The sequence below is a fragment of the Cloacibacillus evryensis DSM 19522 genome, from assembly GCF_000585335.1.
Classification (GTDB): domain Bacteria; phylum Synergistota; class Synergistia; order Synergistales; family Synergistaceae; genus Cloacibacillus; species Cloacibacillus evryensis.
Map to the genome: position 1 here is coordinate 1,637,153 of NZ_KK073872.1, position 13,984 is coordinate 1,651,136.

Annotated in this window: 12 protein-coding genes; 7 read left to right on the top strand and 5 right to left on the bottom strand. The window is 56.7% G+C overall.

Annotated features, from left to right (window positions below; all coding sequences use genetic code 11):
* Positions 1 to 53: 53 nt before the first annotated feature.
* Positions 54 to 2,072: a urocanate hydratase gene (locus tag CLOEV_RS07215; RefSeq protein WP_034442798.1), complete on the bottom strand. Its 2,019-nt coding sequence runs from the start codon at positions 2,070 to 2,072 to the stop codon at positions 54 to 56.
* Positions 2,073 to 2,300: 228 nt separating this feature from the next.
* Here CLOEV_RS07215 and hutH point away from each other — a divergent pair, with 228 nt between their 5' ends.
* The 4 genes from hutH (at position 2,301) to CLOEV_RS07235 (ending at position 7,270) form a co-directional block, all read left to right on the top strand.
* Complete coding sequence (gene hutH / locus CLOEV_RS07220; protein ID WP_034442800.1) at positions 2,301 to 3,827, top strand: histidine ammonia-lyase; 1,527 nt, start codon at positions 2,301 to 2,303, stop codon at positions 3,825 to 3,827.
* A 236-nt stretch (positions 3,828 to 4,063) separates the two neighbouring features.
* Complete coding sequence (gene ftcD, locus CLOEV_RS07225) at positions 4,064 to 4,987, top strand: glutamate formimidoyltransferase (RefSeq protein WP_008711678.1); 924 nt, start codon at positions 4,064 to 4,066, stop codon at positions 4,985 to 4,987.
* On the top strand, positions 4,987 to 6,234 hold the full coding sequence (gene hutI / locus CLOEV_RS07230) for an imidazolonepropionase (protein ID WP_147564226.1): 1,248 nt from the start codon (positions 4,987 to 4,989) through the stop codon (positions 6,232 to 6,234). The genes ftcD and hutI overlap by 1 nt, the downstream gene beginning before the upstream one ends.
* A 202-nt stretch (positions 6,235 to 6,436) precedes the next feature.
* Entirely contained in the window at positions 6,437 to 7,270 is an 834-nt protein-coding gene (locus CLOEV_RS07235; protein ID WP_034442803.1) for an aminotransferase class IV, read from the top strand.
* A gap of 59 nt (positions 7,271 to 7,329) precedes the next feature.
* Here the strand turns inward: CLOEV_RS07235 and CLOEV_RS07240 are convergent, their stop codons facing one another.
* On the bottom strand, positions 7,330 to 8,220 hold the full coding sequence (locus tag CLOEV_RS07240) for a LysR family transcriptional regulator (protein ID WP_034442805.1): 891 nt from the start codon (positions 8,218 to 8,220) through the stop codon (positions 7,330 to 7,332).
* A gap of 240 nt (positions 8,221 to 8,460) precedes the next feature.
* Here CLOEV_RS07240 and CLOEV_RS07245 point away from each other — a divergent pair, with 240 nt between their 5' ends.
* From CLOEV_RS07245 to CLOEV_RS07255, 3 genes are read left to right on the top strand one after another with little or no spacing between them, the layout of a single operon-like run.
* Entirely contained in the window at positions 8,461 to 9,000 is a 540-nt protein-coding gene (locus CLOEV_RS07245; protein ID WP_034442809.1) for a YbaK/EbsC family protein, read from the top strand.
* A 37-nt stretch (positions 9,001 to 9,037) separates the two neighbouring features.
* Entirely contained in the window at positions 9,038 to 9,499 is a 462-nt protein-coding gene (locus CLOEV_RS07250; RefSeq protein WP_008711688.1) for a hypothetical protein, read from the top strand.
* Positions 9,438 to 10,379: an ornithine cyclodeaminase family protein gene (locus CLOEV_RS07255; RefSeq protein WP_051484953.1), complete on the top strand. Its 942-nt coding sequence runs from the start codon at positions 9,438 to 9,440 to the stop codon at positions 10,377 to 10,379. The genes CLOEV_RS07250 and CLOEV_RS07255 overlap by 62 nt, the downstream gene beginning before the upstream one ends.
* Positions 10,380 to 10,515: 136 nt before the next feature.
* Here CLOEV_RS07255 and CLOEV_RS07260 read toward each other — a convergent pair whose 3' ends face one another.
* The 3 genes from CLOEV_RS07260 to CLOEV_RS07270 form a co-directional block, all read right to left on the bottom strand.
* Positions 10,516 to 11,499 carry a TRAP transporter substrate-binding protein gene (locus CLOEV_RS07260; RefSeq protein WP_034442812.1) on the bottom strand — a complete coding sequence of 328 codons (984 nt, stop codon included), beginning with the start codon at positions 11,497 to 11,499 and terminating at the stop codon, positions 10,516 to 10,518.
* A gap of 99 nt (positions 11,500 to 11,598) precedes the next feature.
* Positions 11,599 to 12,897 (bottom strand): Na+/H+ antiporter family protein, encoded by a 1,299-nt coding sequence (locus tag CLOEV_RS07265; RefSeq protein WP_034442815.1) that lies wholly within the window; start codon positions 12,895 to 12,897, stop codon positions 11,599 to 11,601.
* Positions 12,898 to 12,912: 15 nt separating this feature from the next.
* On the bottom strand, positions 12,913 to 13,869 hold the full coding sequence (locus CLOEV_RS07270) for an ATP-binding protein (protein ID WP_034442818.1): 957 nt from the start codon (positions 13,867 to 13,869) through the stop codon (positions 12,913 to 12,915).
* Positions 13,870 to 13,984: the final 115 nt, after the last annotated feature.

Genomic DNA, 13,984 nt, shown 5'->3' on the forward strand with positions numbered 1-13,984 from the left:
CTGAATGGATGCCAGCCAGGGCGGCGAAGTAGTGTCTTATAATTTAAATAATATTACTTATTGTTTTTGACAAGCTCGGTGAGATACTCTTCGTCGGCGATATATGGCAGCGTGATGTGTCCGTCGCTGCGCTTCGCGTTGAAGGTCTCTATCGTCTCGATGGCGTGTTCGTTGCGGGCCCAGGCGCGGCGCGCGACGCCGTTGATGACGTCCCAGCTCATCGACTCGAGGATGATGCGGTCCACTCTCTCGCTGCCGTCGAGCACGAGGCCGAAGCCGCCGTTGATCGATTTGCCGGTGCCGACGCCGCCTCCGTTGTGGAGCGCGACGAGGCTCATACCGCGTGCGCAGTTGCCCGCGAAGCAGTGGATCGCCATTTCGCCCATGACGTTGCTGCCGTCTTTGATGTTCGAGGTCTCGCGGTAGGGCGAGTCCGTGCCCGATACGTCGTGGTGGTCGCGTCCGAGCATCACGGGGCCGATCTCTCCGTTTCTCACCATCTCGTTGAACTTGAGGGCGATGCGCATCCTTCCCTCTTCATCCTGATAGAGGATGCGGCACTGGGTGCCGACGACGAGCTGGTTCTTCTCCGCGTCTCGGATCCATACCCAGTTGTCGTGGTCCTGGAAGCGGCGGTTCGGGTCGATGCAGTCCATCGCAGCCTGGTCGGTCTTTTTGAGGTCTTCGTGGTCGCGCGAGAGGCAGCACCAGCGGAAGGGGCCGTAACCGTAATCGAAGAGGAGCGGTCCCATGATGTCCTCGACATATGAGGGGAAGACGAAGCCCTCGAAGGTGTTCTCGCCGTTCTTCGCGATCTCTTTGACGCCAGCGTCAAAGACCGCGCGCATGAAGGCGTTGCCGTAGTCGAAGAAGTAGGTCCCCTTCTCCGAGAGGGCTTTGATAAGCTCAAAGTGCTTCCTGAGCGTCTTGTCTACGAGGCGCTTGAATTCTTCCTTGTCCTCGGCAAGCAGGCGCGTCCTCTCTTCAAAGGTGATCCCCTGCGGGCAGTAGCCGCCGTCGTAGACGGCGTGGCAGGAGGTCTGGTCGGAGAGGAGTTCCACCTTCTTGTCGTTATCCAAAGCGTACTGGAGAAGGTCGACGATGTTGCCCTCATAGGCGATCGAGAGCGCCTTGCCCTCGGCCATTGCCTCTTCGGCCCACTTGAAAGCCTCGGCGAGATCCGCTGTCTTCCTGCCTACCCAGCCCTGGCTGTGGCGCGTCTCGATGCGCGAGGGGTCCACCTCGGCGATGATCGCCGCCGCTCCCGCGATCTCCGCGGCCTTCGGCTGCGCGCCGCTCATGCCGCCAAGTCCGGAGGAGATGAAGAGGTGTCCCGCAAGGCCCTTGCCCTCGGGAAGATGGAACATCTTGCGTCCGGCGTTGAGCAGCGTGTTATATGTGCCGTGAACTATGCCCTGCGGCCCGATATACATCCAGCCGCCGGCCGTCATCTGCCCGTAGTTGGCGACGCCGAGCGCCGTCGCGCGGCGGAAATTCTCGGGGTCGTCAAAGAGGCCGACCATCAGGCCGTTCGTGAGGATCACGCGCGGCGCGGAGGGATGCGAACGGAAAAGTCCGAGCGGATGTCCCGACTGCACGACGAGCGTCTGGTCCTGCGTCACGACCTCGAGATACTTTTTGATCAGCTGGTACTGCATCCAGTTCTGGCAGACCTGTCCCGTCTCGCCGTAGGTGACGAGTTCGTATGGATAGAGCGCCACCTCAAAGTCAAGGTTGTTGTCGATCATCACCTGGAAGGCCCTGCCCTCGACGCACTTGCCCTTGTACTCGCCGATCGGCTTTCCGTAGAGCTTTCCCTGCGGACGGAAGCGGTAGCCGTAGATGCGTCCGTGCTCCTTATACTCCTCAAGGAACTCGGGGGCGATCTCTTTATGGTACTCCTCGGGGATATAGCGGAGCGCGTTCTTAAGGGCAAGTACCATCTCTTTTTCGTTAAGTACCTGTCCGCGGTTCGGCGCTCTTCTTATTCCCGGCTCGAACTCCGGCTTCGGAGGAAGCCCGTTCGGAAATTCCAGTCTCAGTTCCAATGTCTTTCCTGATGCGTCATACATTTCTGTCAGCTCCATTCTTTTTGATATTTCACAAAATTCTTTCTTGACGTAAATGATTTTCAGACTATACTAATTGTAGCGCAAAGATTTAGGATTGAAAAGTATTAAAGCACGAAAGCGTCATATTTTCATCAAATATTCAATAGGTTTTATACATATTTGTAATTATAGCATAAAACGTAAGATATCTGGGACAAAAATAAATTTCTATCAAGGAGGAGTTTTACAATGACGACAGTGTTTTTGAATGGTAAGTCGCTTACCCTGCAGGATGTGGTGAATGTAGCGCGCAAAGGCTGCAAGGTAGAGATCGCGCCGGAGGCGAAGGAGCAGATCAAAGAATGTTCCCAGGCGGTCAAGGAGTGGGTCGACGAGGGACGCGTAGTCTATGGCGTGACCACCGGTTTTGGAGACTTGGCCTCGGTTGTCATTCCGCGCGATAAAGGACGCCAGCTTCAGGAGAACCTTCTTCTGAGCCACGCCTGCGGATTTGGCGAACCCTATCCCGAAGACGTCGTTCGCGCGATAATGCTCCTCCGCATCAACACTCTGACCCGCGGCTTCTCCGGCATCAGCCTGGAAACGCTGCAGCAGATGGTCGATTATCTAAATCTCGGCATCCATCCCGTCGTACCGGCGCAGGGTTCCGTCGGAGCGAGCGGCGATCTCTGCCCGCTCTCCCACGTAGCGATCACCCTCATCGGCCACGGCAATGTGGTCTATCAGGGAAAAGAGATGACGGCCTCCGAGGCGCTGGCGAAAACAGGCATGAAACCGGTCGAGCTTCAGCCGAAGGAAGGCCTTGCGCTCAATAACGGGACCACGGTCATGAACGCCGTCGCGGCGCTCTGCATCGTCGACGCGCTGACCATGCAGAAGAATGCTGATATCGCGGCTTCGATGTCAGCCGAAGCGCTTCACGCCGTTCCTTACGCCTTCGACAAGAGGACGCACGACCTGCGCCCGCAGGTGGGACAGGGAGTCGTCGCCGAAAATATGCGCCGCCTGCTCGAAGGCAGCGAGATAGTCGAAGCCTATAAGAAAGACCGCGTGCAGGACGCCTATTCGCTGCGCTGTCTGCCGCAGGTGCACGGCGCGAGCCGTGACGCCGTCGGCTATGTAAAGGAAAAGATAGAAATAGAGATCAACTCCGTTACCGACAACCCGATCATCTTCCATAAAGACGGAGAGGCGATCAGCGGCGGCAACTTCCACGGACAGCCGCTGGCGATGGCGATGGATTTCTTCGGCATCGCGGCGGCGGAGTTCGCGAGCATCTCCGAGCGCCGCGTCGCGCGCCTCGTCGATCACAAACTTTCCGACCTGCCCCCGTTCCTCGTCTCCGACAGCGGCGTCAACAGCGGCTTCATGATCCCGCAGTATACGGCGGCCGCGATCGTCTCCGAGAACAAGGTGCTCGCCCACCCCTCCGTCGTTGACTCGATACCGACTTCCGCCAACCAGGAAGATCATGTCTCGATGGGCGGCTACAGCGCGCGCAAGGCACGCCAGATACTCAACAACACGAACCGCGTCATCGCCATCGAGATGGTGAACGCCGCGCAGGGTATGGATTTCCGCGCGCCGCTGAAACCCGGTAAGGGTTCGGGCGCGGCTTTCAAGGAGTTCCGCAAACATGTCCCCTTCTACGAGAAAGACCAGTTCATGCAGCCGCTGCTTTTGAAGTCGCTGGAGCTGGTGGAGGACGGCACGGTCGTCAAGGCGGTCGAAGAGGCCGTCGGAGAACTTAATTAACCGGTTCCAGACCATACAAAGTCGCGCGGGACAAACGCTTTGGCATTCCATGCGGCTGTCCCGCGGTATGCGCAAGGAGGCCCGGCGCGGCTCCCGTATACGCATATTGACGTAATATTAACGCAATATTGACACATGGCCGGTTCGTCGCTTGACACAACTGTTCGGCTGGCGGTACATTGAACTTGCCGGAGGTTTGCGGCGTCTAATAAAATATTGAAAGGCAGGAATAAATTATGGCAATGCAGTTGATCGAATGCGTACCAAATTTCAGCGAAGGCAGAAGACAGGATGTAATAGATGAGATCGTGAATTGCTTTAAAGGCAAGCGCGGCGTTTACCTTCTTGACCACCGTGCCGACGAAGACCACAACCGTCTCGTCATCAGCCTTGTCGGCGTTCCCGCGCCGATCCAGGATGCGCTCCTCGAAGCGGCGAAGGTCGCGTTGAAGCATATCGACATGAACGCCCATCAGGGCGGACATCCGCGCATCGGCGCCGTCGACGTTGTGCCTTTTACCCCGATAAAGGGTATCTCTATGGAGGAATGCATCGCGCTCGCCCACAATTTTGGCGAACGTTATTATAAAGAGACAGGCATCCCCGTCTATTTCTACGAGGACGCCGCGAAGCGCCCTGAAAGAAAGCGCCTCGAAGTCATCCGCAAGGGTCAGTACGAGGTGCTCAAGGACGAGGCAAAAACCAATCCTGACCGCAAGCCGGACATCGGCGAAGCCTGCCTCCACCCCACCGCCGGAGCAACGGTTATCGGCGCGCGCAAGTTCCTTGTAGCTTTCAACGTCAACCTTAACACCACAGACATCAATATCGCAAAGAAGATCGCCAACACAGTCCGCGCCTCATCCGGCGGTTTCTGCCACGTCAAGGGCATCGGCCTCGCGCTTGAGGAGCGCGGCATCACGCAGGTCAGCATGAACCTTGTCGACTACGAGAAGAACTCGCTCTATCGCGTGCTGGAGATGATCCGCATGGAAGCGAAGCGCTGGGGAGTGCAGGTCATCGAGACCGAGGTATACGGCATGATCCCCGTAAACGCGATCCTCGAAAGCGCCGCCTACTACCTCCAGATCGCGGACTTCGACCCCGCGCAGGTACTTGAACTTCAGCTCCTCGACCTGATGGGCGAAAAGGCGGAATAATTATGAAAAAGCTCTACAGGAACATGCGCATATTTACTCCTGTAGACGGAGGCAAACCGCTCGCGGGAGCCGGGCAGTCTAAAGTCGCCGAGATCAAAGGCGGCTCCATGCTCGTCGAAAACGGCCTTATCGAAAAGATCGGGACGGACGAGGAGGTGACGAACGGGCTTGACCGTTCGCAGATCCGCTTTGAGCGGGACTTCGGCGGCGCCTGCGTCATACCGGGCTTCGTCGACCCGCACACACACCTCTGCTTCGCGAAACGCCGCGAGGATGAATTCGGCATGCGCCTTGCCGGACTCCCCTACCTTGAGATACTCAAGCGCGGCGGCGGCATCCTCTCCTCCGTCAACTCCGTGAAGGCGGCGACCGGGGAACAGCTCTTTGAAACGACGAAAAAGCTGGCCCTTTCGGCGCTCGCCAAGGGAACTACGACGATCGAGATCAAGAGCGGCTACGGACTGAACCTCGACCTCGAACTCAAGATGCTCGAGGTGATACGCCGCGTCAGCTTTGAGACGCCGCTTGACGTCGTTCCCACCTTCATGGGCGCGCACGCTGTACCGCAGGAATGGAAGAACGACGCCGACCGCTTTGTCGATGACATACTCATCGGCGAAATGCTGCCGAAGGTAAAGGCTCAGGGAATCGCCGAGTTCTGCGACGTTTTCTGCGAAGAGGGAGTCTTTTCCGTCGACCAGAGCCGCCGGCTGCTGATCGCGGCAAAGGATATGGGCTTCGACACAAAGATCCACGCGGACGAAGTACATGACCTCGGCGGCGCCGGGCTTGCGGCGGAGTTGGCGACCCGCTCTGCGGAGCACCTTCTCGCGGCAAGCGAGGATAACCTGCGCGCGATGGGCAAGGCCGGCTCCATAGCCGTGCTGCTGCCCGCGACGGCCTACAGCCTCAAGAAGCCCTACGCTAAGGGGCGGCAGATGGTGGACTGGGGCGTTCCCGTGGCGATGGCTACGGACTGCAACCCCGGCTCATGCTTCTGCGAGTCGGTCCCCTTCATCTTCGGCCTCGGCGTGATGAACATGGACCTGACGATCGAAGAGGCCCTTACCGCGACGACGCTGAACGCCGCCTACGCGATCAACCGCGCGAAAAAAGTCGGCAGCCTCACTGCCGGCAAACAGGCGGACTTCGTCGTCCTTGACGGCGAAACGCCGACGACCCTCGCCTACCACGCCGGATCGACCTCGGTCGAAGAGGTATACAAGCTCGGCGAAAAAGTGGCGTAAATAAAAAAGCTTGCAAATATTGACGAAATGGCGGGGGCTGCGCAAAAGCTCCCGCCATTTCATTTTTAGCACCTTCTCATTATCGGTTAAAAGCGCGCTAAAATAGTCATAACAAAACTAAAAGAAAGATATTGAATACAGCGGCGGCCGTCCGTCATATACTGGTAGCGTCCAGCATCATAGAAAAGGAAGTGGTATAAGAATGACGCTCTGCTATATGAACGGTAAATACGCGCCCATTTCCGAGTGCCATCTCCCCGTAACCGACATGGCCATCCAGCGCGGCGCGGCGGTATTCGAGGCTATACGTATTTATGACGGCAAATTATTCGGCATGGAGATGCATCTTGAACGCTTTGCCCGGAGCGCGGAAGGGGCCGGGATCGCCGCCGGCAATATCTTGCCCGGACTGCCGGAGATCTTCAAAGCCGGAGTTAAAATGGAAGGCTGCCCCGCCGAGGGGCTTGTGCGCCCCTACATAACCGGCGGCGATATAAACAATAAGGGGTCATTTCCTGAACCGCGCTTCTTCGTACTCTTCGGAGGGATAAACAAGACGCCGGAAGAGGAACGCAGGCGCGGCGCGGTGCTCGAACCGAACCGGATGGAACGCCCCTTTCCGCTCTGCAAGAGCATAAATTACCTCCTGGCCCTCATCCCGCTCGGCGGCGGCGACAAGGTGAACCATGAGTCGCTCTATATGCCCGCCGGAGAGATCACCGAGGCGATGACGAACAATTTCTTTCTCTGCAAAGATGGAAAGATCATCACCGCTCCCGCAGGCAGGGTGCTTGACGGCGTCACGCGCAGCGTCGTTCTCGCGCTCGCGCGGGAGAACGGCTTCACGATAGAGGAACGCTGCCCCCGCGAAGACGAGCTGCCCCAGGCCGACGAGGCCTTCATCACCGGCACCGTCAACGAGATCCTTTCGGTGGTGCGCGTCGGAAACATCACGATAGGTTCCGGCCGTCCCGGCCCTGTCGCGGCACACCTTTACAGGCTATTTTTATCAAATATCGGCCGCTGGCTCAGCTGAGATAAAAAGTTGGGAGCCCTCTGCGGAACGGGCTCCCGTTTACTTTCCATACGGAATTTTTAAGGGGTGAAAATGTTCTCGTCGACGAGATCCAAAAAAAGTTTGATCGCGGGACTCATCCACTTATTTTTATGATGGGCGCAGATAGCGGAGATGTTTTTTTCCTTCAGGGCCGTCGGCAGCTCTATCAGCCTGCCATCCCGCAGCTCTTCCTCTGCGGCGAAGCATGGCAGGAAAGCGACGCCTAGATTGCTGATAACGCTGCGTTTGATCGCCTCGATGCTCCACAGCTCGATGACGTTCTCGACGTATATATGACGTTCCTTCAGATAGCGGTCGAAAACCTCCTGCGAGATGCAGTTCTTATCATTGCTGATCAGCGAGAGCGCCTTTCTCTGATCGCGAGTCACAAAATCGCGTTCCTCGACGGCCAGAGCCGGCGAGGCCACCAGCGCCTGCCCGAAATCCGTAAGCTTTTTGGCGACGATGGTCGGGTTGTACCCGCCGACGTCATAGTGGATGGCGGCGTCTATATCCCCGTTCAATATCTGGTTTCGCGTCAGGTAACAGTTTTGCGAACGAATGAGCAGCTTTACCTGCGGGGCCTGCTCCCGGAAAGCTTTAAGGATCGGTTGGCTCTTGTATATGAGAATGGTCTCCGGCATCGCCACCCTCAGTACACCGCGGATGTCGCTCTTTTCTCTGCCAAAGTTGCAGAGCCGGTCCACGGATTCGACGACCGAGTCGATATAGGGCAGGATCTCCTGTCCCGCCTGAGTCAGCACCATACGCCGCCCGACCCGTTCAAAGAGCTGCACGCGCAATTCGGCCTCAAGCTGCCGTACCTGAAAGGTGATGGTCGATTGAGTATAATTTAATCTTGTAGCTGCCTTTTGAAAACTGCCCGTTTCCAGAATAGCCTTGATCGTAGCCAGATATTTTAGATCCATTTCCGTATCCGCGCCCCCTTGGCGTCGTATCCTCGTTCACCGCATTTTAGCATAGACCCTCCATATTTTGTTCAATTTGATTGAATTATAAAATTAAATCCATTGACTGGTTTTATATATTGCGGAATGTTATATTGACGTCAGTCAAAAGAACGACGCTCTTTAAGAAGGGTATCAGGAGGCGGTACGGAGGCTTCCCGCTGTTGGGCTTTTGCGTTTTTTGAAAATGGAGGCAATACGATGGCTTATATAAGCGAAATATTGACGGCGGCGCCGGAAAGTTTCAAGTCGCCGCTGCAGGAGAAGGCCTACGAGACGCTGGAACTGCTGCATATTCCTTTTCAGCGCGTCGAGACGGGCGAGATCGTCACAATGGATGACTGTATCCAGGTCAACGAAAAGCTCGATATGAAGATGGTAAAGACGCTCTTTCTCTGCAACCGTCAGAAGACGGGATTTTATCTCTTCGTCACGCGCGGCGACAAAGCCTTTAAGTCGCGTGATTTCGACAAGGCGCTCGACGTAGCTCGCGTCTCATTCGCGCCGGTCGGGCTGATGGAGGAGATGCTGGGGACGAAGGTCGGCGCTGCCACGGTCTTCAGCGCCCTCGCCGACCGTGAATATAAAGTGCGCGTCGTTATCGACGAAGAGGTCGCGCGCGAGGAATGGTACGGCTGCAGCGACGGCACCACCACCGGTTACATGAAGGTCAAGACGTCGTTGATAACGCACGATCTTTTAAATTACGCGCGGCATATCCCGGCCATAATAAAAATCTAGTTTTCCAAAACCTATATCAAAGAGGAGGAATGCGGCAATGAGTACGAAAGAGCAAAAGAGCTCCGGCAGCGAGGAGCTGGCTGGCCTTCTGGGAGTAACGCCGGAGGAGCTGGACAGGCTTTTCAACCTCAGCGAGGAGCGGCTGAAGGAACTTGACGAGGCGGAGTTCCGCGCGAGGATGAGGGAGCGCTGCCATCACACGCTGGAGATCCCGACATACGAGAGCGCCTATTTTAACAGGCCCCTGCCCGCGGAGCAGACGGAGACGGTCGAAAAGATGCTCCGCGAATGGGAGCGGCGCGGGCTCTCTCATGACCTCGTCGAATACCGCTTCGCCACGGCGATCCTCGGCTTCGCGAAGAAACGCGTCGCGGGAGAGCCCGTCGATCTGAGCGTTTACGAACCGAAATGGCTCACACCTGCGGAGCAGGAGGCCTTTGAGCGCGTCGTATACGAGCGCCGCTCTGTGCGCGGTGAGCGAAGCCTATCTCCTCTTTGACAAGGGGACCTGTTATGTGCCGGAGCGCGCCTTTTATGCCTACGGCGGCAAAAAAATGCTCTACATGCCCTGTTTCTCGCCCGAGGCGCTGATGACGAAGATATTGTCCTATTTCCCGGAAAACTATAAGGACGGCAAGCCGCTGCTCGACGGCGTCATTCTCTGGAACGACGCGAAGAGCGGCGAAATTTTGTCGATCATGGACGCGAAGAAGATCACCTCGCTGCGCACGGCGGCGGCGGGCGGGCTTGGCGTAAGATACCTTTCCAGCCCGGATAGCAAAACCCTCGGCATCGTGGGGATGGGCGCGCAGGGCTTGCATCTGGCGCTTTTCGCCTCGACGGTGCGTAATATAGAAAATATCTATCTTTTCGACAATTATCAGAAAGACGCCTCCGCCTTCTCGGCGAAGCTAGACGAAATGCTGGGGCGGCATGTGGAATGCGTGATGTGCGCCGACCCGGCGGATCTGCTGAAGGAAAGCGACATCGTCATCACCGCCACCACATCCGCCACGCCGGTGCTGCCGGACGACGCGGCGCTCTACGCGGGCAAATGCCTGATCGGCGTAGGCTCCTTCTCCCCCTCGATGCGCGAATTTCCCGCCGCCATATGGAGCAAGACAGATACTGCCTACGTCGATCTCGAATACGCGCTCAAAGAGAGCGGAGACCTGAGCCAGCCCTTTGACGAAGGACTGCTCAAGGCCGGGGGCGTGAAGAAGGTCAGCACGCTCATCGGCGGCCCCGTCCGGCCTCCGGCAAAGGGCAAGTGCAATTTCTTCAAGACGGTAGGCATGTCGCTGGTCGATATGACCACCGCCGCCGTGGTCTATAAAAACGCTTTGGCAAAAGGAATCGGACAAAAGATAGAGGGTTGACCAATAATAAGATGTCATCCATTGTTTAGGCAAAACCGTTCGTTTGCGGTCAGGCGGGGTATTTTGTGCGGTCCCCCAGTCTCTTACAGAGGCAGCCATAGCCGATGGCCATGGCTGCCTGCAACATATTTGAAAATTACTTCTGGACCTTCTTTGCGATATCCATGATCTCTTTGCCGAGGTCCTTCTCGAACTGCGAGTAGACCTTCTTCGTCGCATCGACGAAAGGCTTCTTCTGCTCCGGCGTCAGCGTGTTCGCTTTTAGTCCGGTCTTGGTGACCTTGGCCTTGAATACGGCCTCTTCCTTCTCCATACGGGCGCGCTGGGCCATGACGGCCCTGTGGGCGGCGTCGTCGACTATTTTGCGGAGATCGGCGGGAAGCTTTTCCATGAACTTTTTGTTTGCGATGATTATTTCATATGAAAAGAGGTGTCCCGTCTCGGAGACGTATTTCTGCACCTCGTAGAACTTGCCGTCGTCGATCATCGCGTAGGGGTTCTCCTGCGCGTCTACCGTTCCCTGCTGCAGCGCCGTGTAAAGTTCCCCCCAGCTCATCGGAGTGGGGTTCGCGCCAAGTTCTTTGAAGAAGGCGATGTGCATCGGGTTCTCCATCGTGCGGATCTTGAGTCCCTTGAGGTCGGCCGGGGTCTTGATGGGGCGCTTGCTGTTCGTTACGTGACGGAAGCCGTTCTCCTGATAGCCGAGGACCAGGAATCCCTTCTTTTCAAGGTATGAGTTAAGCTTCTTTCCAAGCTCGCCGTCAACGGCGTCAAAGGCCGCCTTTCTCGTCGTGAAAAGATAGGGCAGGTCGAGGACCTGTATCCTCTTGTCAAACCCGGCGAGGGCCGAAGTCGAAGAGACGACCATCTGGATCGTGCCCATCTGCACGCCCTCGCATAGTTCGCGGTCGCTGCCGAGCTGCCCGTTCGGATAGAGCTCCACCTTGATCCTGCCTTTGGAGGCGCTGTCGACATCTTTGGCGAAGCCCGTCATCGCCTGCGCCGTCGGGTGGCTTTCGGATGAGATATAGGCGACCTTGATCTTGTACTCGGGAGCCGCGGATGCCGCGCCCGCCGCCATAATGACCATAAACATAACTGCCGCTAAAATTTTCTTCATATTGCTGTTCCTCCCTGTTTTATATTTTACTAAAAAACTTAAAAATATGCTGGCGATACTTAAAAATATATGCTCCGTTTCAATACCTGCCCCGCGTCCCTACAGAAACTGCGAGGCGACCGCGGCGGCGATCATCAGCGGGATGTTGAAGTGAAGAAAGGTCGGCACGCAGGTGTCCCATATATGGTCGTGCTGACCGTCGGCGTTCAGCCCGCAGGTGGGGCCGAGCGTCGTATCGGAGGCGGGAGAGCCGGCGTCGCCCAGAGCCGCGGCGGCGGAGATCAGTACGATCGTCGCCAGAGGAGAGAAACCGATCTGCTGGCAGAGAGGGACGAAGATGACAGCGATTATCGGTATCGTTCCAAAGGAGGTGCCGATGCCCATCGTAACGAAAAGCCCGATGAAGAGGATCACAATGGCCGCTACCATCCTGCTGCCGCCCATGATCGAGACCGCGCCTCTGACCAGGGATTCCACCGCTCCCGTATCCTTCAGCACCTGCGCGTAGCCGCCGGCGATCAGTATCACAAAGGCGGTGAAGCCCATGAGCCGGATGCCTTCCGCTACCTGCTTGTCCATGTCTTTCAGCTTGACCGCGCCGGAGACGAAGATCACCAACAGCGCGCCAAACTCGGCAAGCGGCAGGGACTGGTATTTGAGCTGCAGGAAGACGAGAACTGCTATGGACACCAGCGTCCACCAATGTCGGTAGTGCATCTTCAGATCGGCTTCCGTTTCCTCCATAAAGCTTATATCCTGATATTCCCTCGGTTTACGATAGCTGAAGAATATGGCGATCAGCAGGCCGATGAGCATCGCCAATCCGAGTATCCAGTTGACGGAGGTGATCTGGTCGATGGTAACGGGCATTCCGTTGTCCGTCATGTTGTCTCTGATGATCCCCATAAATACCAAGCCCGAGCCGACGGGGATGGCGATATAGGGAGCTTTGAGCCCGAAGGCGGTGCAGCAGGCCACCGCGCGGCGGTCGATCTTCAGCCTGTTCATGAGCCACAAGAGCGGCGGTATGAGGATCGGGATATAGGCGATGTGTACCAGTACGAGATTCTGGGAGGAGACCGCGACCAGCGTGAGGACAATGATCAGGATATATTTTTTGTCCCCGACGGAGGCGGCCACCTTGCGTGAGAGAATGTCGGCGATGCCGGTCTGGCTCATGCAGGCGGCGAATATCCCCATCAGCAGATAGGCCAGGCATGTCTCGCCGTTGCTGCCAAGCCCCGCGTAGACGGAGGAAAGGACCGTGCCGATCCCCATTCCGCCGGCAAAGCCGCCGATAAAGATCGCGGCCAGCATCGCCATGATCACGTTCACCTTAAGCAGGCAGAGCACGCAAAGGGAAATTACCGAAACAATTGCCGGATTCAGCAGCATCATGACGGTTCAGCCCTTTCAGTTTTCTTCTTCTGCGGCAAGTTTCCGCAGCGACAGCGCCTTTTTCGGACAAGTGGAAACACAGAGGCCGCAGCCCCAACATTTATCGGCGTCCATCGTTATTTTGCCGGCGTCCCTGGCAAAGACGCCGAAATGGCAGCGCTTTACGCACAACCCGCAGTTTACGCATTTCTCCTCGTCCATCTCGACCACGTAACTGACGACGGGCCATTTTCCCTTCAGTCCGAGATCCAGCGACGCCCTCGTCGGGTAACAGCAACAGGCGCAGCAGTTGCAGATCGCGCCTGCTTCCGCCGAGTGGACGAGCCCCTCCTTCTCGGCTTTTTTCAATATCTCGACGGCTTCATCTGTGGAGACGGGCGTTCCCAATCCTCTGTCGTAAGGAGTGTTGAGGGCGGTGCTGATGCTGATGCATACGTTCCTGCTGTGTCCGCAGGAGCCGAATTTTGAGCGGCAGTCGCATGGCAGGACCGTGATGACGTCAGCGCTGTAGCTTTTCAGATATTCGACGATCTCATCCAGCGGCATCACCCTGTTGCCGTTTTTGCGCAGCTGCTCCAACGTGAGCATACTCTTGCCATGCAGAAAGTTGCTGTAGTGATAGCCGACGATCGCTTCACGATCTTTCGCGGGGATCCTTTCCCAGGTCTCCCTTTCAAAGGTGGCGCAGTTGTTGACCCGCGAGGTCATGGGGCTGGCTACGTATTTGACACCCTCCTCCGTATCGACCTTTGAAACGGCGTCGCGGCGGTAGGCTATCTTCAGGAAATGGTAAAAATCCTTCATGCCGCCAAACTCGGCGTCAATTCGGGCCGCGAGCTCTTCCCCGCTCAGCGCGGCGCCGTCCAGCGCCTTGATGATCGTCAGCTCCTCCCGCGTATAAAATATCTCGACATAAGGCTTCAATGGTTCGGGGACTGCAAATTTAGAAACGGTCTGCACTAGTGATACCATAATGATATGCTCCTCCCTTTTTTTATCGGGCCGATGGCCGATTATTCCCACACTGACGGAACATTTTTGTAAAAATTTTCTCCATGCCCCATTTTTGTGCTATTCTATCCGCGAG

Coding starts and splice junctions, on each gene's coding strand:
- CLOEV_RS07250 (WP_008711688.1), top strand. CDS start 9,038: ATGAGTACGAAAGAGCAAAAGAGCTCCGGCAGCGAGGAGCTGGCTGGC.
- CLOEV_RS07240 (WP_034442805.1), bottom strand. CDS start 8,220: ATGGATCTAAAATATCTGGCTACGATCAAGGCTATTCTGGAAACGGGC.
- CLOEV_RS07260 (WP_034442812.1), bottom strand. CDS start 11,499: ATGAAGAAAATTTTAGCGGCAGTTATGTTTATGGTCATTATGGCGGCG.
- CLOEV_RS07215 (WP_034442798.1), bottom strand. CDS start 2,072: ATGTATGACGCATCAGGAAAGACATTGGAACTGAGACTGGAATTTCCG.
- CLOEV_RS07235 (WP_034442803.1), top strand. CDS start 6,437: ATGACGCTCTGCTATATGAACGGTAAATACGCGCCCATTTCCGAGTGC.
- hutH (WP_034442800.1), top strand. CDS start 2,301: ATGACGACAGTGTTTTTGAATGGTAAGTCGCTTACCCTGCAGGATGTG.
- CLOEV_RS07270 (WP_034442818.1), bottom strand. CDS start 13,869: ATGGTATCACTAGTGCAGACCGTTTCTAAATTTGCAGTCCCCGAACCA.
- CLOEV_RS07265 (WP_034442815.1), bottom strand. CDS start 12,897: ATGATGCTGCTGAATCCGGCAATTGTTTCGGTAATTTCCCTTTGCGTG.
- CLOEV_RS07245 (WP_034442809.1), top strand. CDS start 8,461: ATGGCTTATATAAGCGAAATATTGACGGCGGCGCCGGAAAGTTTCAAG.
- ftcD (WP_008711678.1), top strand. CDS start 4,064: ATGGCAATGCAGTTGATCGAATGCGTACCAAATTTCAGCGAAGGCAGA.